This window comes from Enterococcus sp. AZ129, from assembly GCF_051714505.1.
Taxonomy (GTDB): Bacteria; Bacillota; Bacilli; order Lactobacillales; family Enterococcaceae; genus Enterococcus; species Enterococcus faecalis.
This window is the reverse complement of sequence record NZ_JBIORY010000001.1, coordinates 172,346-191,073: the sequence shown is the minus strand read 5'-3', so window position 1 is coordinate 191,073 and position 18,728 is coordinate 172,346. Positions and strand designations below refer to the sequence as shown.

25 protein-coding genes and 1 riboswitch are annotated in these 18,728 nt (G+C 39.0%); of the genes, 6 read left to right on the top strand and 19 right to left on the bottom strand.

What is annotated here, in order from left to right; all coding sequences use genetic code 11:
- Positions 1-110 precede the first annotated feature (110 nt).
- The 3 genes from IGJ90_RS00940 to IGJ90_RS00930 all read left to right on the top strand — a co-directional run bounded on the left by IGJ90_RS00940 (position 111) and on the right by IGJ90_RS00930 (position 3,301).
- Positions 111-407, top strand: a complete 297-nt coding sequence (locus IGJ90_RS00940) for a hypothetical protein (RefSeq protein ID WP_002356244.1) — start codon at positions 111-113, stop codon at positions 405-407.
- 189 nt (positions 408-596) lie between these two features.
- A riboswitch (Lysine riboswitch) is annotated at positions 597-771 on the top strand.
- Between the two features lie 194 nt (positions 772-965).
- The gene (locus tag IGJ90_RS00935; protein ID WP_002381368.1) at positions 966-2,549 is read left to right on the top strand and encodes an ABC transporter substrate-binding protein/permease; all 1,584 of its coding nucleotides are present in this window, start codon (positions 966-968) and stop codon (positions 2,547-2,549) included.
- 11 nt (positions 2,550-2,560) lie between these two features.
- A complete protein-coding gene (locus IGJ90_RS00930) occupies positions 2,561-3,301 on the top strand; it encodes an amino acid ABC transporter ATP-binding protein (protein ID WP_002356242.1) in 741 nt (246 codons plus the stop codon).
- A gap of 44 nt (positions 3,302-3,345) precedes the next feature.
- Here the strand turns inward: IGJ90_RS00930 and IGJ90_RS00925 are convergent, their stop codons facing one another.
- On the bottom strand, positions 3,346-3,930 hold the full coding sequence (locus tag IGJ90_RS00925) for a TIGR00730 family Rossman fold protein (protein ID WP_002394583.1): 585 nt from the start codon (positions 3,928-3,930) through the stop codon (positions 3,346-3,348).
- Positions 3,931-4,103: 173 nt separating this feature from the next.
- Here IGJ90_RS00925 and IGJ90_RS00920 point away from each other — a divergent pair, with 173 nt between their 5' ends.
- The 3 genes from IGJ90_RS00920 (at position 4,104) to IGJ90_RS00910 (ending at position 6,485) form a co-directional block, all read left to right on the top strand.
- Positions 4,104-4,595: a GNAT family N-acetyltransferase gene (locus IGJ90_RS00920; RefSeq protein ID WP_438767426.1), complete on the top strand. Its 492-nt coding sequence runs from the start codon at positions 4,104-4,106 to the stop codon at positions 4,593-4,595.
- A 90-nt stretch (positions 4,596-4,685) separates the two neighbouring features.
- Positions 4,686-6,041, top strand: coding sequence for a branched-chain amino acid transport system II carrier protein (gene brnQ / locus IGJ90_RS00915; RefSeq protein WP_002361550.1), 1,356 nt, complete (start codon positions 4,686-4,688; stop codon positions 6,039-6,041).
- A gap of 132 nt (positions 6,042-6,173) precedes the next feature.
- The gene (locus IGJ90_RS00910) at positions 6,174-6,485 is read left to right on the top strand and encodes a heavy metal-binding domain-containing protein (protein ID WP_002381365.1); all 312 of its coding nucleotides are present in this window, start codon (positions 6,174-6,176) and stop codon (positions 6,483-6,485) included.
- A gap of 50 nt (positions 6,486-6,535) precedes the next feature.
- Here IGJ90_RS00910 and truA read toward each other — a convergent pair whose 3' ends face one another.
- From truA to rpsE, 18 genes are all read right to left on the bottom strand, one after another.
- Positions 6,536-7,285, bottom strand: coding sequence for a tRNA pseudouridine(38-40) synthase TruA (truA, locus tag IGJ90_RS00905; RefSeq protein ID WP_002370657.1), 750 nt, complete (start codon positions 7,283-7,285; stop codon positions 6,536-6,538).
- An 18-nt stretch (positions 7,286-7,303) separates the two neighbouring features.
- Entirely contained in the window at positions 7,304-8,101 is a 798-nt protein-coding gene (locus IGJ90_RS00900) for an energy-coupling factor transporter transmembrane component T family protein (protein WP_002373841.1), read from the bottom strand.
- A complete protein-coding gene (locus IGJ90_RS00895) occupies positions 8,098-8,967 on the bottom strand; it encodes an energy-coupling factor ABC transporter ATP-binding protein (protein ID WP_010819703.1) in 870 nt (289 codons plus the stop codon). Before IGJ90_RS00895 ends, IGJ90_RS00900 begins: the two co-directional genes overlap by 4 nt.
- Complete coding sequence (locus IGJ90_RS00890; RefSeq protein WP_002359354.1) at positions 8,943-9,782, bottom strand: energy-coupling factor ABC transporter ATP-binding protein; 840 nt, start codon at positions 9,780-9,782, stop codon at positions 8,943-8,945. Before IGJ90_RS00890 ends, IGJ90_RS00895 begins: the two co-directional genes overlap by 25 nt.
- A 201-nt stretch (positions 9,783-9,983) precedes the next feature.
- Positions 9,984-11,159, bottom strand: a complete 1,176-nt coding sequence (locus IGJ90_RS00885) for a M20 family metallopeptidase (protein WP_002361547.1) — start codon at positions 11,157-11,159, stop codon at positions 9,984-9,986.
- A 15-nt stretch (positions 11,160-11,174) separates the two neighbouring features.
- A complete protein-coding gene (locus tag IGJ90_RS00880; protein WP_002359351.1) occupies positions 11,175-12,374 on the bottom strand; it encodes a DUF819 family protein in 1,200 nt (399 codons plus the stop codon).
- A 16-nt stretch (positions 12,375-12,390) separates the two neighbouring features.
- A complete protein-coding gene (locus tag IGJ90_RS00875) occupies positions 12,391-12,603 on the bottom strand; it encodes a hypothetical protein (protein ID WP_002411018.1) in 213 nt (70 codons plus the stop codon).
- Positions 12,604-12,648: 45 nt separating this feature from the next.
- Entirely contained in the window at positions 12,649-13,032 is a 384-nt protein-coding gene (gene rplQ, locus IGJ90_RS00870) for a 50S ribosomal protein L17 (RefSeq protein ID WP_002356228.1), read from the bottom strand.
- 73 nt (positions 13,033-13,105) lie between these two features.
- Complete coding sequence (locus tag IGJ90_RS00865; protein ID WP_002356227.1) at positions 13,106-14,044, bottom strand: DNA-directed RNA polymerase subunit alpha; 939 nt, start codon at positions 14,042-14,044, stop codon at positions 13,106-13,108.
- 80 nt (positions 14,045-14,124) lie between these two features.
- Positions 14,125-14,514 carry a 30S ribosomal protein S11 gene (gene rpsK / locus IGJ90_RS00860; RefSeq protein WP_002356226.1) on the bottom strand — a complete coding sequence of 130 codons (390 nt, stop codon included), beginning with the start codon at positions 14,512-14,514 and terminating at the stop codon, positions 14,125-14,127.
- 27 nt (positions 14,515-14,541) lie between these two features.
- Entirely contained in the window at positions 14,542-14,907 is a 366-nt protein-coding gene (gene rpsM, locus IGJ90_RS00855) for a 30S ribosomal protein S13 (RefSeq protein ID WP_002356225.1), read from the bottom strand.
- A gap of 19 nt (positions 14,908-14,926) precedes the next feature.
- A complete protein-coding gene (rpmJ, locus tag IGJ90_RS00850) occupies positions 14,927-15,043 on the bottom strand; it encodes a 50S ribosomal protein L36 (RefSeq protein ID WP_002288710.1) in 117 nt (38 codons plus the stop codon).
- A gap of 32 nt (positions 15,044-15,075) precedes the next feature.
- The gene (gene infA, locus IGJ90_RS00845; RefSeq protein WP_002356224.1) at positions 15,076-15,294 is read right to left on the bottom strand and encodes a translation initiation factor IF-1; all 219 of its coding nucleotides are present in this window, start codon (positions 15,292-15,294) and stop codon (positions 15,076-15,078) included.
- A gap of 210 nt (positions 15,295-15,504) precedes the next feature.
- Positions 15,505-16,155, bottom strand: coding sequence for an adenylate kinase (locus IGJ90_RS00840; protein WP_002356223.1), 651 nt, complete (start codon positions 16,153-16,155; stop codon positions 15,505-15,507).
- 86 nt (positions 16,156-16,241) lie between these two features.
- Positions 16,242-17,540, bottom strand: a complete 1,299-nt coding sequence (gene secY, locus IGJ90_RS00835) for a preprotein translocase subunit SecY (protein ID WP_002376392.1) — start codon at positions 17,538-17,540, stop codon at positions 16,242-16,244.
- Complete coding sequence (gene rplO / locus IGJ90_RS00830; RefSeq protein WP_002356221.1) at positions 17,541-17,981, bottom strand: 50S ribosomal protein L15; 441 nt, start codon at positions 17,979-17,981, stop codon at positions 17,541-17,543.
- Positions 17,982-18,028: 47 nt separating this feature from the next.
- Entirely contained in the window at positions 18,029-18,208 is a 180-nt protein-coding gene (gene rpmD / locus IGJ90_RS00825) for a 50S ribosomal protein L30 (protein ID WP_002356220.1), read from the bottom strand.
- 14 nt (positions 18,209-18,222) lie between these two features.
- Positions 18,223-18,723, bottom strand: coding sequence for a 30S ribosomal protein S5 (rpsE, locus tag IGJ90_RS00820; protein WP_002356219.1), 501 nt, complete (start codon positions 18,721-18,723; stop codon positions 18,223-18,225).
- Positions 18,724-18,728 lie beyond the last annotated feature (5 nt).

Here is an 18,728-nt window from a genome sequence, read left to right as displayed (position 1 = left end):
CCACTTTTTGAAAACTTCTTACCTATATATTGATTTATCTTGAAAGAGTTTGTGACAAATTTCTCAACTCGTGGTAAAATATGCATGAGTAAAAGTGAGGTGAAACAACAATGGTCGCATTTATTATTTATTGGGCTGCAATTATTGCCTGCATCGCTTGGGGCGTTTTAAGCATTTGGTTCTCTGTTTTTTATCTTTCTCGTAAAGAAAACGGAAATCTTTGGGCTTTTGCGTTCTTCAACGTTATCGCTATTATCGCCTTAGCAATTGTTTTATTAGTTTACAAAACTTGGGATTTCGGTATCTTAACTTACTCAAGTCTAATTTATACAATTTTAGCTTCTTTAGGTGTATTGACTGTTCTTCAAGCTATTTTAGGTCGTGAACCAAAAGCTGTCAAAGCTTAAGTAAAAAGCAACTGTTCCTTTAGGAATGGTTGCTTTTTTCGTATTAGTTTCTATTTCGTAGGGAAAATGTTACGCTAATTTCATGGTGTTTGTGTCCTCTTGATAAATTCCTTTGCTGGAACATATTGACTTTCTTCTGGATTTATCCTAAAATTAATAACTGAATTTAATAACTGAATAGTGCCTCAAAAAAGAGGTAGAGGTCGCGGTTTTTATTACGCTTGTGGAGTGAGAGGACACTGGGAAGCAAGTTTAGGATCAATCGCCGAAATGCATAACGGAGCCTCTTCTGTTGTGTGTTGGGACGTAAGTTAAGAGCTTGCGGACTGTCTTAGTAGTGATGCTAAGTTGTGCTATGTTTCGTTGAGGAATTTTTTTCGACATTACCTAGCAACCTTACATCTGTTTGGTTGTTTTTTTGTATTCAAAAATAGGTTGTGACAGAAGTATTCTCCTTTAAAAAGACAGAATCGCTTTTGCTCAGCTGATTATCAAAGCTTGTTGATTGAAAAAAGACAAAACGATCAATCAGACAAGAAATTTAAAGGAGAGAAAAAGATGAACAAAAAAGTTTTTTCATTCAGTCTACTACTTGTCACGCTATTTTCGTTACTTGGCATGACAACCAACGCTTCGGCGGAGGAAAATGGTGAATTTCGTGTCGGCATGGAAGCTGGCTACGCCCCTTTTAACTGGTCACAGAAAAATGACGCACATGGCGCAGTGCCTATTCAAGGCAACTCTTATGCAGGCGGCTATGATGTTCAAATTTCTAAAAAAATTGCCGATGGTTTAGGTCGTAAATTAGTAATCGTCCAAACCAAATGGGATGGCTTGGCGCCCGCCTTACAATCTGGAAAAATTGATGCCATTATCGCCGGAATGAGCCCAACCGCTGAACGAAAAAAAGAAATTGCTTTTACAAACCCTTATTATGAATCACAATTTGTCGTAATTGTAAAAAAAGATGGCAAATACGCTAATGCAAAAAGCTTGAAAGATTTAGCTGATGCTAAAATTACAGCTCAACTAAATACATTCCACTACGGATTAATTGATCAAATTCCAAATGTCAATAAACAGCAAGCAATGGATAACTTTTCAGCTATGCGAACAGCACTTGCTTCTGGCATGATTGATGGGTATGTTAGTGAACGCCCCGAAGGCATAACAGCAACTAGTGTCAATAAAGAATTAAAAATGTTAGAATTTCCAAAAGAAAATGGCTTTGATGCTAGCGCTGAAGACTCGCAAGTAGCAGTCGGCATGCGTAAAGGCGATCCAGACATTGAAAAAGTAAACAAAATTTTAGCAGGTATTTCTCAAGATGAACGGACAAAAATTATGGACCAAGCAATCAAGGATCAACCTGCAGCAACAGATAGTGATGAACAAAAAACAGGACTTATTAACGATTTCAAAAATATTTGGAATCAATATGGCGACATGTTTTTACGTGGTGCTGGTTTAACGCTATTTATCGCGTTAATTGGGACGGTCGTCGGAACAACCCTTGGTTTACTAATTGGTGTCTTCCGTACAATTCCAGATTCTGAAAACCCAGTCGCTCGTTTCTTCCAAAAATTAGGAAATTTAATTCTTTCTATTTATATTGAAGTTTTCCGTGGTACACCAATGATGGTTCAAGCAATGGTTATTTTCTATGGTTTAGCTCTAGCTTTTGGCATCTCTTTAGACCGAACAGTGGCCGCACTATTTATCGTTTCTGTGAATACTGGTGCCTATATGTCTGAAATTGTTCGCGGAGGTATTTTCGCAGTAGATAAAGGACAATTCGAGGCAGCACAAGCGATTGGGATGACCCATGGACAAACAATGCGTAAAGTCGTTATTCCCCAAGTATTACGTAATATTTTACCTGCAACAGGGAATGAATTTGTCATTAATATCAAAGATACAGCCGTGTTAAGTGTTATCGGTGTCGCAGATTTATTCTTCCAAGGGAATGCTGCTTCTGGCGCAAACTTCCAGTTCTTCCAAACCTTTACAATTGTCGGCATCATGTACTTGGTAATGACTTTTGTGATTACACGAATCTTACGTGTTGTGGAACGTAAAATGGATGGCCCTTCTGCTTACGTTAAAGTAGAAGAATTAACTGAAGAAGGAAAAGAAAGCTAGGAGGCAAACAGATGAGTGCAATTATTGAAATTGAACATTTACGAAAAAGCTTTGGCGAAAACGAAGTATTAAAAGATATCAATATGAACGTCAATAAAGGAGAAGTTGTCACCATTATCGGTTCTTCTGGTTCTGGTAAATCAACGTTATTACGTTGTATTAATTTGTTAGAAAAACCAACAGATGGCAAAATCATCTATAATGGTAAAAATGTTTTAGAACGTGGTTATAGTTTGCCCAAATATCGGACCCATTTAGGCATGGTTTTCCAATCATTCAATTTATTTAATAACATGAATGTCTTAGAAAACTGTACTTCTGGTCAGATGACTGTCCTAAAAAGAAACAAAGAAGAAGCCAAAAAAATTGCCTTAGAAAATTTAGAAAAAGTTGGCATGGCTCGTTTTATTGATGCCAAACCTGCTCAATTATCTGGTGGACAAAAGCAACGGGTAGCCATTGCTCGAGCATTATCAATGGATCCAGATGTTTTACTTTTCGATGAACCAACTTCTGCATTGGATCCTGAAATGGTTGGCGAAGTGCTAAAAACGATGAAAAATCTTGCCCATACTGGGCTAACAATGGTGATTGTAACACATGAAATGGAATTTGCGCGGGACGTATCCGATCGTGTTATTTTCATGGATAAAGGTGTCATTGCCGAAGAAGGGACCGCTGAAGATATTTTTGTCCATCCAAAAGAAGCTCGGACAAAAGAGTTCTTACATCGGATTTTAACGAAAAACTAGTAAAAAAGAGGCAGTCATTCTGGTTAGAGTGACTGCCTCTTTTGTTATTTTTTGTATTGACGAATCATTGGCGGTTCATAGGAATCAATAAATGCACCAATTTCTTCTAAGGAATCTGAAATGAAAATTTTAGCTCGATCCGCCGCTGTTAAGAAATTAGTTTCTACCATTTTATCAAAAAAAGCAGCTAATAAATCATAGTAACCATTCACGTTGTATAAAATACAAGGGTTCATATGTTCACCGACTCGGCCCCAAGAGATCACCTCGCTAATTTCTTCGAGTGTGCCGGGACCACCGGGTAAAGCTAAATACACATCTGCCAATTCAATCATTTTTTTCTTACGCGCATGCATATCACTGACTGTATGCATCTTTGTAATGCCATTATGTGCAATCTCCCGCTCCATTAAAAAAGTGGGCATGACACCAATTACCTCTCCACCTTCTGCTAAAAGCGTGTCAGCCACCGTACCCATTAGACCAACATTGCCACCGCCATAAACTAGATCATAGTGATTTTCTTTCATCCAAGCGGCTAACGCTACTGCAGCTTGCTGATAGATTGGCTCATTCCCCAGACTGGCGCCACAATATACTGCCATTTTTTTCACAAACATACCCTCCATTTAGATAGATTCTTTTTTACCATCTATCCTCTGGTAGCTATGGTAGCATATTTTGATTTTATCGAAAAGGTGCAGCCATTTTTCTTTTCGTTTTAAAAGTATTTGAATTTTCAGACAATAAATGCTATAGTCTTTTTATATTTTAAAATTTCAGAAAAAGGAGCCCTATTATCTTGTCTACCTCACTCACTATTCGCTTAGTTGCCGAAGCAGATTGGCCCGCATTACATGCCTTGGACCAAATCATTTGGACAAAAAAGAATACCCCTGCCGAGATACAACCACTCTCGCTTACGGCATATCAGGAAAAAATGAAAGATGAAACGATTTTTGTTGCCATCAGCGGACAACAACTCGCTGGATTTATTGAAGTCCATCCGCCCACTTCGTTAGCAGCTCATCAAAAGCAATGGCTACTAAGTATTGGCGTTTCGCCAGATTTCCAAGGACAAGGGATTGGCGGTTCTTTGCTGTCGTATGTCAAAGATATGGCTCAGATAAGCGGGATTCATAAGCTGAGTTTGCGAGTAATGGCTACCAATCAAGAAGCCGTTCGATTCTATGAAAAACATGGTTTTGTGCAGGAAGCACATTTTAAAGAAGAATTTTATATAAATGGACACTATTGTGATGATTATCAGTATGCTTATTTCATAGAAAAATAAGAAAACCAATGTTTTCTATAAAAACTGGTTGCTCTCTGTTTCTTCTTCTGTTATTTTAAATAATAAGACAATATTAAGGAGTGTGAATCTATGCAAAAAAAGTTAGTTTGGCGTGATTATCTATACGTTGGTTCAATGTTATTCGGTTTGTTTTTCGGTGCTGGAAATTTAATTTTCCCTGTACATATGGGACAAGAAGCGGGGGCTTCCGTCTTTTTAGCAAACTTGGGCTTCTTAGCCACTGGAATTGGCTTACCTTTTCTTGGTGTCATTGCTATGGGTGTTTCTAAAAGTTCAGGTGTTTTTGACTTAGCTTCTCGGATTAATCGTCGTTATGCTCTTATTTTTACCTTACTATTATATTTAACGATTGGTCCTTTCTTTGCTTTACCAAGGTTAGCAACTACTTCTTTTGAGATTGGTCTTGCACCATTTGTTCCGAAAGACTTGCAATGGCTGGTTCTTGCTGGTTTTTCCGCATTATTTTTCTTAGCTGTTTGGCTCTTCTCTAGAAAGCCAAGTAAAATCTTAGATTATGTGGGTAAATTTTTAAATCCGTTATTTTTAGCATTGCTAGGAATTTTGATTGTTTTAGCCTTTGTAAAACCATTAGGTCATGTGGCCAGTGCCGCTGTTGGTGAAAATTATATTTCAAGTCCTTTTTTTAAAGGATTTACAGAAGGTTATAATACGTTGGATGCTTTAGCTTCATTAGCTTTTGGGATTGTTGTCGTTTCCACTTTACGAAATATGGGCGTCGAAAAACCAGGAGATATCGCTAAAGGAATGATTAAGTCAGGTGCTTTCAGTGTTGTATTGATGGGGATTATCTATACCTTACTTGCTTATATGGGAACAATGAGTATCGGGGCTTTTCCAATCAGTGAAAACGGCGGGATTGCCTTAGCCCAAATTGCCAATTACTATTTAGGCCTACCAGGGAGTATTTTACTGGCTTTTATCGTAGTTCTTGCTTGTTTAAAAACCGGTATCGGCTTAAGCACAGCCTTTTCTGAGACTTTTGAAGAAATGTTTCCGAAAGTTTCCTATCAAAAATTCTTGGCAATTGTTGTTATTTTACCAGCTATTTTTGCAAATGTCGGCTTAACCAACATCATTCAATTTGCCGTTCCAGTCTTGATGTTCCTTTATCCATTAGCGATTACTTTAATGCTTTTGGTAATCATCAGTCCTATTTTCAAACATCGACGGGAAGTCTATCAAGCAACGACCTATATCACATTGATTGCTGCTGTTTTAGATGCATTAAATAGCGCGCCTGCCTTTATCAAAGATACGGCGTTTGTAACAACGCTTTTAGAAAAAGCCGGCCAATACTTACCATTGTTCACTATTGGCATGGGCTGGGTCGTTCCAGCAACGGTTGCTTTTCTAATTAGTTGGGTTTGGGTCATGATTTCTAAAAAAGATCCTATTCTTGATTAATTCTTACCAAAACGACACTAGAAAAAATGCGGAAGCGCATTTTTTCTAGTGTCGTTTTTATGTATATTCGTTGTACCAAACTCTTGACTATGGTAAATTGAAGTTACCAACAAGTACTGGAGGAAATTGCCCATGTTAGTTACAACAACCGAGAGAATTAGCGGTCAAGAATATGAAATTATTGGAGAAGTTTTCGGGTTAACCACACGTTCTAAAAATATGTTTAAAGATTTAGGTGCTGGACTAAAAAGCGTAGTTGGCGGTGAAATCAAAGGTTACACTGATATGCAACGAGAAGCACGCGACCAAGCAATCGAACGTTTAAAAGCAGAAGCCTCTAAATTAGGTGCAGATGCCGTTGTGATGATGCGTTTTGATTCTGGCACAATTGGTACAGACATGCAATCTGTCGTGGCTTACGGAACAGCTGTTAAATACATCTAAATTTTGCAACTAAAAAGACGCAGACCTTTTCTTGTAAGGTCTACGTCTTTTTAGTTTTCATATTTCACTTCTGCTAAATACAATCCTTCTGGATGAGCAGTCGGACCTGCTAAATTTCGATCTTTGGCTGCGATAATTGCTGGAATCGCGGTTGGTTCCAGCCGCCCATTGCCGATTTTCAATAGCGTACCAACTAAAATCCGAATCATTTTGTACAAGAAACCATCGCCCCGAAAAGTGAATGTTAATTCATCCCCCGTTTCATTGACATGAACACTGGCTTCATGAATAGTTCGGACTTTATCTTCTACCGAACTTCCTGAGGCACAGAAAGAGGTAAAATCATGGGTGCCTAATAAATCAGGCAAAGCTTGTTGGATTTTTTCGAGATCAATGGGATACGGAAAATAACTAGCATAAAAACGTCGAAATGGACTTCGCGGTTTGCCAATATCCACTTTAAATTGATAGGTTTTTTCGATCACGTGATAACGTGCATGAAAGTCTTCTGAAACACGTTCCACGCTGCGCACAGCAATGTCTTCGGGTGTTTGTGTATCTAACGCAAAGCGCATTTTTTCCAACGGACGTTCCTGCGGATAATCAAAGTGAATCACTTGGCCCATTGCATGAACACCTGCATCTGTTCGTCCTGAACCAAAAACCGTCACGGAGCGTCCATTATTCATGCGTGCTAACGTTTTTTCTATTTCTTCTTGAACGGTACGCTCATTAGGCTGCTTTTGAAAGCCATGAAAATGAGTGCCATCATAGGCAATGATTGCTTTATAGCGGGGCATAATTTTTCTTCACCTTTTCTAAGTTCTTAATACAAATAAGCCAATGGTTAACAAGACAAAGCCAAACATTACTATTGTATCTCGTAGGTGCCAATGAAGAATGCGGTATTTTGTCCGTCCTTCACCACCTTGATAACCTCTTGCTTCCATGGCAGTCGCTAAGTCTTCCGCACGATTAAAACTACTTACGAAAAGCGGAATCAAAAGTGGAACAATAGCTTTCATTTTTTGAAGTAAGTTTCCTTCACCAAAATCAACACCACGGGCACGTTGGGCATTCATAATCTTTTCCGTTTCATCCATTAATGTTGGGACAAAACGTAAGGCAATTGATAACATCAATGAAACTTCATGAACTGGAAATTTCACCACACGAAGTGGACGTAGCAAATATTCAATCGCATCTGATAACTCTAATGGTGCCGTCGTTAAAGTTAATAACGTTGACATGAAAATAATTAAAACAAAACGACAGAAAATAAATAGCCCATTCGTCACACCAAACTGGGTAATGGAAATAATTCCCCACTGAAAGTACACCTCTCCCCCTTGTGTAAACAAGGTTTGAAGAGCCACAGTAAACAGAATTAGCCATAATAATGGCCGAACACCGCGGATAAAGAAGCGGGCGCTGATTTTTGATAATGAAATAGCAAAAGCAGTAAAGGCTGCTATTAAAACATAACTCTGCCAATTATTTGCTAAAAAGATAATTCCAATAAAATAAAAACTAGCTAATAATTTTGCACGCGGATCTAAACGATGGATAAAAGAATCACCTGGAATATAGCGCCCAAAAATCAATTTATTCATCATTTTGCCTCACCTGCTTCCTGCATTTTTTTCAGAAGCTGATCGGCTAATTGATCGGCCGTTAATGGTAATTGCTCAAAAGAAAAGCCTTTTGCCACTAATTTTTCAGCAAATTCGGCTGCAGTTGGCACGCCTAATTGTTTTTCTTTCAACCATTGTGTCTCTTGAAACACTTCTTGTGGTGCTCCCGCTCGGACGATTCGTCCTTTTTCTAAAACAATCACATGATCTGCGTAATTAGCCACGTCATCCATCAAATGTGTCACTAAAACGATGGTCATATTATGTTCCTTATGCAGACGGCTAAACATCTCCATCATTTCTTTACGACCCTTAGGATCCAAACCAGCAGTCGGTTCATCTAATACTAAGACTTCTGGTTCCATCGCTAGCACACCAGCAATTGCAACACGGCGCATTTGACCACCTGATAACTCAAACGGAGAATGTTGTAAGTATTTTTCATCTAAGCCGACTAAATCAAGCATTTTCTTAGCTAATTTTTTCGCTTCTTCGTCTGAAACACCAAAATTTTTCGGTCCGAAAGCGATGTCTCGCTCCACTGTTTCTTCAAACAATTGTGCTTCTGGAAATTGAAAAACGATCCCAACTTTTTTACGAATTGGTTTTAAATTCTTATTATCAGTTTCTGGCGTAATTACACGCTCTCCAATTGTCACTTGGCCTTTAGTTGGTTTCACCAAAGCATTCAAATGTTGTAATAACGTTGATTTGCCACTGCCAGTATGACCGACAATTGCTGTATAAGAGCCGTCTTGAATCGTTAAATTAATATCGAATAATGCCCGTTGCTCAAAAGGAGTATTGGGTTGGTAAGTAAAATCTACTTGTTTAAAACGGATGTCCATAACCAATCCACCATCCCTTCTTCTGTTAAATAATTCGTTGGCACAACAACGCCACGCTCTTTCAAAGCTACTTTTAATTTTTCAGGAAACGGTAAATCCAAGCCCATTTCAACAAGCGCTTCTCCTGCAGAAAAAATCTTTTCTGGTGTTCCTTCGTTTGTCAATTGTCCTTGGCGCATCACTAAAATACGATTCGCATTAGCCGCTTCATCAATATCGTGGGTAATAGAAATAACTGTTAAATTGCTTTCTTCTTTAATCTTTTGAATGGTAGCAATTACTTCTGCACGACCTTCTGGATCTAACATACTTGTCGCTTCGTCTAAAATAATAATATCTGGTCGCAAAGCAACCACACCAGCGATAGCTACTCGTTGTTTTTGGCCGCCAGATAGCCGAGCAGGTTCTCGCTTGGCAAAATCTAACATACGAACCCGTTCTAATGCATCGTGAACACGTTCGACCATTTCATCACGCGGAATACCTTGATTTTCTAAACCAAAAGCCACATCGTCTTCGACTGTTGAACCGACAAATTGGTTATCTGGATTTTGAAAAACCATTCCTACCATACGCCGGATATCCCAGACGTTTGCTTCATTTAATTCTTTGCCGCCAACTTTGATAGTCCCAGCAGCTGGCAGTAACAGCCCATTGATCGTTTTGGCTAACGTTGATTTACCAGAACCATTATGGCCAATAATAGCGACCCATTCGCCTTGTTGAATGGAAAAAGACACATCTTTTAAAGCGGGAGAAGCATCTTCTGGTTGATAATTAAATTGGATATTATTTAGTTCAATGATTGGTTGCATCGCGTACTCCCTCAATCTATTTATTCTTTCTAACACTACCAAAAAAGTAGCGTTTTTTCAATCATCTGTTCTGATTCTTCACACTATTTTTTATTATACCAAAAGAACGGTCATTATGGGAGCTCTTATCTGTCTTGACAGGTCTATTTTTCATAAAAATAACTTCTTGTTCTCATAAAACAAGAAGTTACTGATTTTCTTTTAAAAATGTGTCTTCAAATATTCAAACGCATATTGGGCATATAACTCAGCACCCATTGCCATCGCATCTTCATCAATATTAAAACGACCATGGTGATGTGCCCATTCCGTATCTTTCTCTGGATTACCACTTCCCACTAAGGCAAAACAACCAGAAGCATGTTCAGTATAATAACTGAAGTCTTCACCACCGGTTGTCGGCTCTTCTTGTCTTAAGGCCGCTTCACCAAAATTTTCCTTAATTAGTGTTTGGGCAAACAAGGCATCCTGCTCATCATTAATCACCGGCAACGTTCCATATTGATAATCTAACGAAGCCGTCCCACCGTAAATAGCGGCTGTTTGTTCCGCATAGCGTTGCAGCGCCTGTTCTACTCGATTACGCGTTGCTACACTAAAGCAACGAACCGTTCCTTCTAAACGTGCATTCTCAGCAATCACATTAAAACGGGTCCCCACATCCATCCGTCCAATCGTGACAACTACTGGATCTAAAGGATCTGTCTCCCGAGAAACAATCGTTTGCAGATTCATCACGAAAGAAGAAGCTATGACTGCCGCATCAATACAAGCGTTTGGCATGGCACCATGGCCACCACGGCCTTTAAAATCAACAGAAAAAATATCTGCGGATGCGAAACTTGAGCCCACTCGACACGAAGCGGTTCCTACAGGCATTTGTGACCAGATATGTAAGCCAAATACTTCATCAACACCGGTCATTGCGCCTTGCGCAACCATTGCTTTAGCACCTTGCGCATTTTCTTCAGATGGTTGAAAAATTAACCTTACTGTTCCCTGAAGTTCTTCTTGGATTTCTTTTAATACTTTAGCTGCTGTTACCAACATCGCGGTATGGGAATCATGCCCACATGCATGCATCTTGCCAGCTTCTAAAGATTTATAAGCTAAATCTTCATTTAATTCCTGTACAGGTAAGGCATCCATATCCGCCCGCAGCGCAACCACTCGGCCTGGTTTGCCGCCCACAATTTCAGCAATTAAACCCGTCGGTTCTGTTTTGCGATAAGTAATTCCTAATTGATCAAGAACTGCCGCGACTTTTTCTGTCGTTCGAAATTCTTCAAATTGTAATTCTGGATGTTGGTGTAAATCCCGTCGAAAAGCAATCATTTCTTGTGCATGCTGCTTGACTAGTGCTTTGATTTTTTTCATACTTACGCCCCGTTTCTACAAACTTAATAAAATACTTGAAAAAATACCCGCTAAAATAACCGAAACAATGGTGACTGTTACGAAACCTGCCACTAACATCGGTGGCATTAAATGGCTCGTTAAAGCCGCCTGTTCTTGTTCATCTTCTGTCAATGATTGAATCACTTCATTCGTAATAATATAATCGGCTGGAAAGCCATATAAAGCTGTCAACGAAACAGCGAATGCCATCTCTTTACTCACACCTAATACACGACCAACAATTGCTGAAAAGATGTACATCCCGATAACACCAATCACAATAATCCCAATCATTGGTAAAAATAAATCCATCAACATTTCAGGTGTGGCTTGTTTTAAGCCATCAAAGACAAAAAGCATTAACCCTAAAATCGCAAAACCAAAGCTATTTGCTTTCTGCAATGGTTGCTTTTCTAAAAAGCCTAAAGACGTTGCAACCACGCCAAAACATAAACACAGCACAAAAGGACTAATCGTCACAAACGGTGCCGTCCACACAGAAACATAATAAGCAAGTGTGGCAACTAAGGCTAAACGTAAAATTCGTGAATAATCTGTATGATATCGTTTGGGTACTTTTTCAAATAGTTTAGGCACATCTGGTTCTGCTCCTGTTTCTTGCCCCTCTTGTTCATGAACTGGCTGCCATGTCCCTGCTCGATATTCTTGAAGCTTCCGCTTTCCTTCTTTTTTTAGAACAATTGAAGTTAAGGGATAACCAGCAAACCCTTGAATGACATAAATTAAAATTGCCAAAACCGAAAGTGAGGCTAAACCAGCTGATTGAGCCGCTTCTGACATTACTAATGAAGAAACTAAACCTCCTACTAACGGCGGGATTGCAACTAAAACTGTTTTTAAGTCAAAAACAAAAGTCCCTACAGCTAATAACAAGGCAATAATGCCCAGAATACCTGACAAAGCAATCACAATCGTTTTCCATTGATTAACCAATTCTTTAACAGAGAGCAGAGTGCCCATATTAGTAATCAACAGATACATTAATAAAGTGGCAACCACTGTAGGAATCCCTGCCACTTCCACAATATTTTGTGGAAAAATAGTCCAATAACCAAGAATAAATAAAACACCACAAACAAAAACAGATGGAATCCAAGCTTTTGTTTTGATAGAAACTACATCACCAATGTATAAAATAACCATCAGCAACGAAAAAGCAAACATTTGCGACATATAATTCCCCCTTCTACTAACTCAGATGTTTAATTATCTGAAAATTCCAATTAATAACCAGTATAACAAACCGGAAAAGCTTCTGCAATGCTTTTAAGAAACAAAAAAGCTTTGAGAAAACAGCGTTTTCCCAAAGCAAAAAAAAATCACCTTTATATGATGAGTGCTCCCCTGCTAAAGCCATCTTTAGCAGGGAAAGCAGAGCTAGACTCGGAGTCGCCTCCAACATCATAACACTCTAAAAGAAACATCTATAAAGTGATCGGTTTATTAATTATTTAACAAATTCGATAACTACCATTGGTGCTGCATCGCCGCGTCTTGGTTCTGTCTTCAAGATACGAGTGTAACCACCTTGGCGTTCCGCGAAACGAGGTCCTAAATCGTTAAATAGCTTTTGTAAAGCTGATTCAACAACGATAGACTCATCTTCTTCACGAACACTAGCAACTTCATTACGAACGAAAGTAGCTGCTTGACGACGTGCATGAAGATCTCCACGTTTACCTAAAGTAATCATTTTTTCTACAGTTGAACGTACTTCTTTCGCACGAGCTTCAGTAGTTACGATGCGTTCGTTGATGATTAAATCAGTTGTAATATCACGTAGCATAGCTTTACGTTGGCTTGATGTGCGTCCTAATTTACGGTAACTCACGTTGGGTTCCCTCCTTCGTTTCTGTTCTCACGAGCCACTGCTGTTAAGCAGGACTGGAAACTTCGTAAAAGTCTTAATCGTCCTTACGTAATCCTAATCCTAGATCATGCAATTTAAGTTTTACTTCTTCAAGAGATTTACGACCTAAATTACGTACTTTGATCATTTCTGGTTCAGATTTGTTTGTAAGTTCTTGTACAGTATTAATGCCTGCACGTTTTAAACAGTTATATGAACGAACTGATAAATCAAGTTCTTCAATCGTCATTTCTAGCATTTTCTCTTTTTGAGTTTCTTCTTTTTCCACCATGATTTCAGCGTTTTTCGCTTCGTCAGTAAGGTTTACAAAGATATCTAAATGCTCAGTCATGATTTTCGCAGCTAAACTTAGTGCTTCTTGAGGAATGATTGAACCATCTGTCCATATTTCCATTGTTAATTTGTCGAAATCATCACGACGACCAACACGTGTATTTTCTACTTGGTAGTTAACACGACGAACGGGTGTGTAGATGGAATCAACTGGAAGTACACCGATTGGCATATCTTCTTTTTTGTTTTCGTCTGCTTGAACATAGCCACGACCAGGTTTCACTGTTAAGCGAGCATGGAAAGTAGCTCCTTCAGCAACACTACAGATAACTAAATCTTTATTTAGGATCTCAACATCACTGTCCACGATAATATCGCCGGCAGTCACGGTAGCGGGTCCTGTAATATCGATCTCAAGGGTTTTCTCTTCTTCAGCATATAATTTCAATGCTAAGCCTTTAATATTCAAAATAATTTGTGTTACGTCTTCTCGTACACCTGGAATGGTTGAGAATTCGTGTAAAACACCATCGATTTGAATATTCGTAATTGCAGCTCCTGGTAAAGAAGACAATAAAATACGACGTAGAGAGTTACCTAAAGTAGTTCCGTAACCGCGTTCTAATGGTTCAACGACGAACTTACCATAATCTCTATTTTCATCAATTTTTTCGATTCTTGGTTTTTCAAATTCAATCATTCTTATCTATACCCCTTTCAAAACGAAAAGTGTCTTGTTCAATGACGTTCCTAATTCAAACTCAGAATGAGTGGCGCTCATTAAACACGACGGCGTTTTGGAGGGCGGCATCCATTATGAGGAACTGGAGTCACGTCACGAATTGCAGTCACTTCTAAACCTGTTGCTTGTAATGAACGAATTGCTGCTTCACGTCCAGAACCAGGTCCTTTAACTGTTACGTCTACAGTTTTAAGTCCATGTTCCATTGCCACTTTAGTTGCGGCTTCTGCAGCCATTTGAGCGGCAAAAGGAGTTGATTTTTTGCTTCCTTTAAAGCCTAATGATCCTGCTGATGACCATGCTAATGCATTACCATGTGTATCAGTAATCATTACGATTGTATTGTTGAATGTAGAATGGATATGTGCTACACCTGATTCTATATTCTTTTTGACACGGCGTTTACGACTAACTTTTTTTGCTGCCATGAAGTTCTAACCTCCTTCACTTAGGAATTATTTTTTCTTGCCTGCTACTGTTTTAGTAGGGCCTTTACGAGTACGTGCATTATTTTTCGTGTTTTGTCCACGAGTTGGTAATCCACGACGGTGACGGATTCCACGGTATGAACCGATTTCCATCAAGCGTTTGATGTTTAAGTTCACTTCACGACGAAGATCCCCTTCAACTTTTAACTTATCAATTTCCGCACGAATCGCATCTGTTTGTTCGTTTGTTAAATCACGTACACGAACATCTTCAGATACGCCAACGTTTGCTAAAACTTTTTTAGCTGTAGTGTTACCAATACCATAAATGTAAGTAAGAGAAACTACTACACGTTTGTCACGAGGGATGTCTACTCCTGCAATACGAGCCATTATTCGTTACACCTCCTAATTATCCTTGACGTTGTTTATGTTTTGGATTTGCTGGGCAAATAACCATAACACGTCCTTTACGGCGAATTACTTTACAATGTTCACACATTGGTTTTACTGATGGTCTTACTTTCATGATAATACCTCCTGTGGTTTTACGGAGTACAATTATTTAAAGCGATAAGTAATACGGCCACGCGTTAAATCATACGGTGATAATTCAACTGTTACTTTGTCACCAGGTAAGATACGGATGTAGTGCATACGGATTTTACCTGAAACAGTAGCAAGAACTTGGTGTCCATTTTCTAGTTCGACTTTAAACATTGCATTCGGCAAAGTTTCGACGACTGTACCTTCGACTTCAATCATATCTTCTTTTGCCACGCACAGTACCTCCTTGTACTTGTTTCGCGTTTTCACACGATAAAACGGCGGAAACTCCAGCTCCCACCTAGAAATTCTCAACTAACTTCGTTATTCATTTTGATGTCACAAAACTGTAGAAGTCGGACTGATATATTCTACCATATTTAGTTATGTTTTGGCAAGAGAAACTGAATACAACAACAGGGTTAAACTGCGGGCAATTGGAAATTAGTTTTCGTCAATGATTTTTTTCACATCAGAAAAAACAGTATCGATTTCGCGATTGCCATCGATTGTATGCATCAAGCCTTGTTCTTTATAGAAAGCTAAGATTGGTGCGCTACTTTCAATGTTGACTGCCAAACGATTTTTAACCGTTTCGGGCTTATCATCTTCTCTTTGGTAGAATTCATGTCCGCCACAGCGATCACAAGTGCCTTCAACTTTTGGCGGGTTGAATAATTTATGATACGTTGCGCCACATGTGCGACAGATGAATCGTCCAGCTAAACGCTCGATTAATACATCTTCTTCTACATGGATGTCAATGACAGCATCAATTTTTTTGTTTAATTCTTTAAGCATTGTATCTAATGCTTTTGCTTGATCCAGTGTACGTGGGAAACCATCTAATAGGAATCCTTTGTCTGTGTCTGGTTCAGCAAGGCGTTCTTTAACAATTCCGTTTGTTACTTCGTCAGGAACCAGTTCACCTTTATCGATATAAGATTTCGCTTCTAGGCCCAAGGCAGTTTCATTTTTCATTGCTGCACGGAACATATCTCCAGTAGAAATATGTGGAATGCCATACGTATCAATGATTTTTTCTGCTTGGGTGCCTTTACCTGCTCCAGGTAATCCCATTAAAATGAGGTTCATATATTCTCCTCCTAATTTTAAAGACCGGCTTATGAAGCTAGCCATATGTGAGAATGGTGCTGAGGTAAAACCTCAACACTCGATTCTTACTTATTGATAAAGCCGACATATTGACGTTTCATCATTAATCCTTCTAATTGTTTCGTTGTTTCTAATGCAACCCCGATAACGATTAGTAAACTTGTTCCACCTAAACCGATTGATTGAGGTAAGTTCCAAACCATTTGCGCAATGATTGGAAGTAAAGCAACAAGTCCTAGGAAAATTGAGCCGACAACACTTAATCTCATTAACACGCCAGATACATATTCTTCTGTACCTTTACCTGGTCGCACGCTTGGAATGTAGCTTCCTTGTTTTTGTAAGTTTTCCGCTAATTTCTCAGGGTTTACTTGAACAAATGCATAGAAGAACGTAAACGCAACGATTAGGACAGTATAGATGATTGCCCCTGGAACTGTGTTATAACTGAAGATTTTTGTCATAATGTCATACCAATTTTCACCAGCGAATTTTGATGAGAAAGCTTGTAAAATGGCATTTGGTGTTGCAATTAACGAGCTGGCAAAGATAACTGGAATAACTCCAGCAGCATTTACTTTCAACGGTAAATAACTACTTGTTGGTGCACCAGAAACACGTTTTGTATATTGGATTGGAATCTTACGTTCTGCTTGTTGGAAGAACGTTACGACTGTAACAATCACCAAAATAGCAACAACTAAGATTGCAATGAAAATAACAGATTGCCAAATGCGAGAAGACTCGATATTGACGAAGTAATCTTCATAGATTTCTTTGACTGCTCCTGGCAAACGAGAAATAATCCCGGCAAAGATAATCATTGAAACACCATTTCCGATTCCTTTTTCTGTAATTTGTTCACCCATCCAAGTCACAAACATCGTCCCAGCAGTTAAAATAACTGCAATCATCACAAAGGTACCTAAGGTTGGATTGTTGACAATCCCAGTTTGACTTAAGCTATTAAAACCAGCAGTGATCCCCATTGACTGAGCCACACCCAAGACAATCGTTAGATATCTTGTTGCTTGATTTAATTTCTTACGCCCAACTTCCCCTTGTTTTGACCATTCTACAAATCTAGGTACAATATCCATTTGCAATAGTTGAATAATAATAGAGGCTGTAATGTATGGCGAGACCCCCATCGAGAAGATAGAGAAGTTTTGCATGGCACTACCACTCACCATATTCAACATATTCAAAAAGGGTAAGCTACTTAAATCAGACAATCCCTTTGCATTCACCCCGGGCACAGTAATGTGCGCACCTAGGCGAAATACAAACAAGATTAAAACTGTAAATAAGATTTTTGATCTAATGTCTTTGACTTTAAAGGCGTTCTTTAATAGCTTGAACAATTAGATCACCTCGATTGAACCACCAGCAGCTTCGATAGCTTCTTGTGCTGATTTCGAGAATTTAGCTGCTTTCACAGTTAATTTTTTCGTTAACTCACCATCTGCAAGAACTTTGATTCCCGCTTTTTCGTTTTTAACGATTCCTGCTTCTTTTAGGACAACAGGAGTTACTTCTGTTCCATCTTCAAAACGGTTTAAAGTATCTAAGTTTACAACAGCGTAATCTTTACGATTAATGTTTGTAAACCCACGTTTTGGTAAACGACGGAATAATGGAGTTTGACCCCCTTCAAATCCTAAACGAACACCACCGCCTGAACGGGCTTTTTGCCCTTTTTGTCCACGGCCAGCTGTTTTACCATTACCAGATGAAGTACCACGTCCAACACGGTTACGTACTTGGCGTGAGCCCTCAGCAGGTTTTAATTCATGAAGTTTCATAGGTTTGGCACCTCCTTAAGCAATCTTCTATTACAAATCTATAAATCTTAAACTTCTTCTACGTCCACTAAATGTGAGATAGTGTTAACCATACCTTTGATTGCTTCATTGGCAGGTTTTGTAACAGTACTATTCACTTTACCTAAACCTAACGCTTTAACTGTAGCACGTTGGTTTTGAGGACGTCCGATAACACTGCGTTTTAAAGTAATTTTTAATTCAGCCATTATTTTTGTCCTCCTTAACCGATAATTTCTTCTACAGATTTACCGCGAAGTGCTGCCACTTCTTCGGCACGTTTTAATTGTTTTAGACCTTCAACAGTTGCGCGAACAACGTTAATAGGTGTGTTTGAACCTAGTGATTTAGATGTAATATCTGCTACACCAGCTAATTCCAATACGGCACGAACTGGTCCACCAGCAGCTACCCCAGAACCTTCTACTGCAGGTTTCATAAGGATACGGCCGCCACCGAATACGCCAATTACTTCGTGCGGGATAGTAGAACCAACCATAGGCACTTCAACTAAGTTTTTCTTCGCGTCTTCGATTGCTTTACGGATAGCTTCAGGTACTTCTTGTGCTTTACCAGTACCGAAACCAACGTGTCCGTTTTTGTCACCGACAACAACTAAAGCTGCGAAACGTAAACGACGTCCACCTTTAACAACTTTTGTTACACGGTTGATCGCTACAACGCGGTCTTCTAATTCCAAATGTTTTGGATCAATATAAACCATGAATG

Excerpts from the sequence above, each read along its gene's own strand:
- IGJ90_RS00865 (WP_002356227.1), bottom strand. The coding sequence starts at position 14,044 with ATGATTGAATTTGAAAAACCAAGAATCGAAAAAATTGATGAAAATAGA.
- IGJ90_RS00940 (WP_002356244.1), top strand. The coding sequence starts at position 111 with ATGGTCGCATTTATTATTTATTGGGCTGCAATTATTGCCTGCATCGCT.
- IGJ90_RS00900 (WP_002373841.1), bottom strand. The coding sequence starts at position 8,101 with ATGATGAATAAATTGATTTTTGGGCGCTATATTCCAGGTGATTCTTTT.
- IGJ90_RS00890 (WP_002359354.1), bottom strand. The coding sequence starts at position 9,782 with ATGCAACCAATCATTGAACTAAATAATATCCAATTTAATTATCAACCA.
- IGJ90_RS00875 (WP_002411018.1), bottom strand. The coding sequence starts at position 12,603 with ATGTTGGAGGCGACTCCGAGTCTAGCTCTGCTTTCCCTGCTAAAGATG.
- brnQ (WP_002361550.1), top strand. The coding sequence starts at position 4,686 with ATGCAAAAAAAGTTAGTTTGGCGTGATTATCTATACGTTGGTTCAATG.
- IGJ90_RS00880 (WP_002359351.1), bottom strand. The coding sequence starts at position 12,374 with ATGTCGCAAATGTTTGCTTTTTCGTTGCTGATGGTTATTTTATACATT.
- rpsM (WP_002356225.1), bottom strand. The coding sequence starts at position 14,907 with ATGGCTCGTATTGCAGGAGTAGACATCCCTCGTGACAAACGTGTAGTA.
- IGJ90_RS00885 (WP_002361547.1), bottom strand. The coding sequence starts at position 11,159 with ATGAAAAAAATCAAAGCACTAGTCAAGCAGCATGCACAAGAAATGATT.
- rpsE (WP_002356219.1), bottom strand. The coding sequence starts at position 18,723 with ATGGTTTATATTGATCCAAAACATTTGGAATTAGAAGACCGCGTTGTA.
- IGJ90_RS00930 (WP_002356242.1), top strand. The coding sequence starts at position 2,561 with ATGAGTGCAATTATTGAAATTGAACATTTACGAAAAAGCTTTGGCGAA.
- truA (WP_002370657.1), bottom strand. The coding sequence starts at position 7,285 with ATGCCCCGCTATAAAGCAATCATTGCCTATGATGGCACTCATTTTCAT.
- rpsK (WP_002356226.1), bottom strand. The coding sequence starts at position 14,514 with ATGGCAGCAAAAAAAGTTAGTCGTAAACGCCGTGTCAAAAAGAATATA.
- IGJ90_RS00895 (WP_010819703.1), bottom strand. The coding sequence starts at position 8,967 with ATGGACATCCGTTTTAAACAAGTAGATTTTACTTACCAACCCAATACT.
- IGJ90_RS00925 (WP_002394583.1), bottom strand. The coding sequence starts at position 3,930 with ATGGAGGGTATGTTTGTGAAAAAAATGGCAGTATATTGTGGCGCCAGT.
- IGJ90_RS00935 (WP_002381368.1), top strand. The coding sequence starts at position 966 with ATGAACAAAAAAGTTTTTTCATTCAGTCTACTACTTGTCACGCTATTT.
- IGJ90_RS00840 (WP_002356223.1), bottom strand. The coding sequence starts at position 16,155 with ATGAACCTCATTTTAATGGGATTACCTGGAGCAGGTAAAGGCACCCAA.
- rplO (WP_002356221.1), bottom strand. The coding sequence starts at position 17,981 with ATGAAACTTCATGAATTAAAACCTGCTGAGGGCTCACGCCAAGTACGT.
- IGJ90_RS00910 (WP_002381365.1), top strand. The coding sequence starts at position 6,174 with ATGTTAGTTACAACAACCGAGAGAATTAGCGGTCAAGAATATGAAATT.
- rpmJ (WP_002288710.1), bottom strand. The coding sequence starts at position 15,043 with ATGAAAGTAAGACCATCAGTAAAACCAATGTGTGAACATTGTAAAGTA.
- rpmD (WP_002356220.1), bottom strand. The coding sequence starts at position 18,208 with ATGGCTGAATTAAAAATTACTTTAAAACGCAGTGTTATCGGACGTCCT.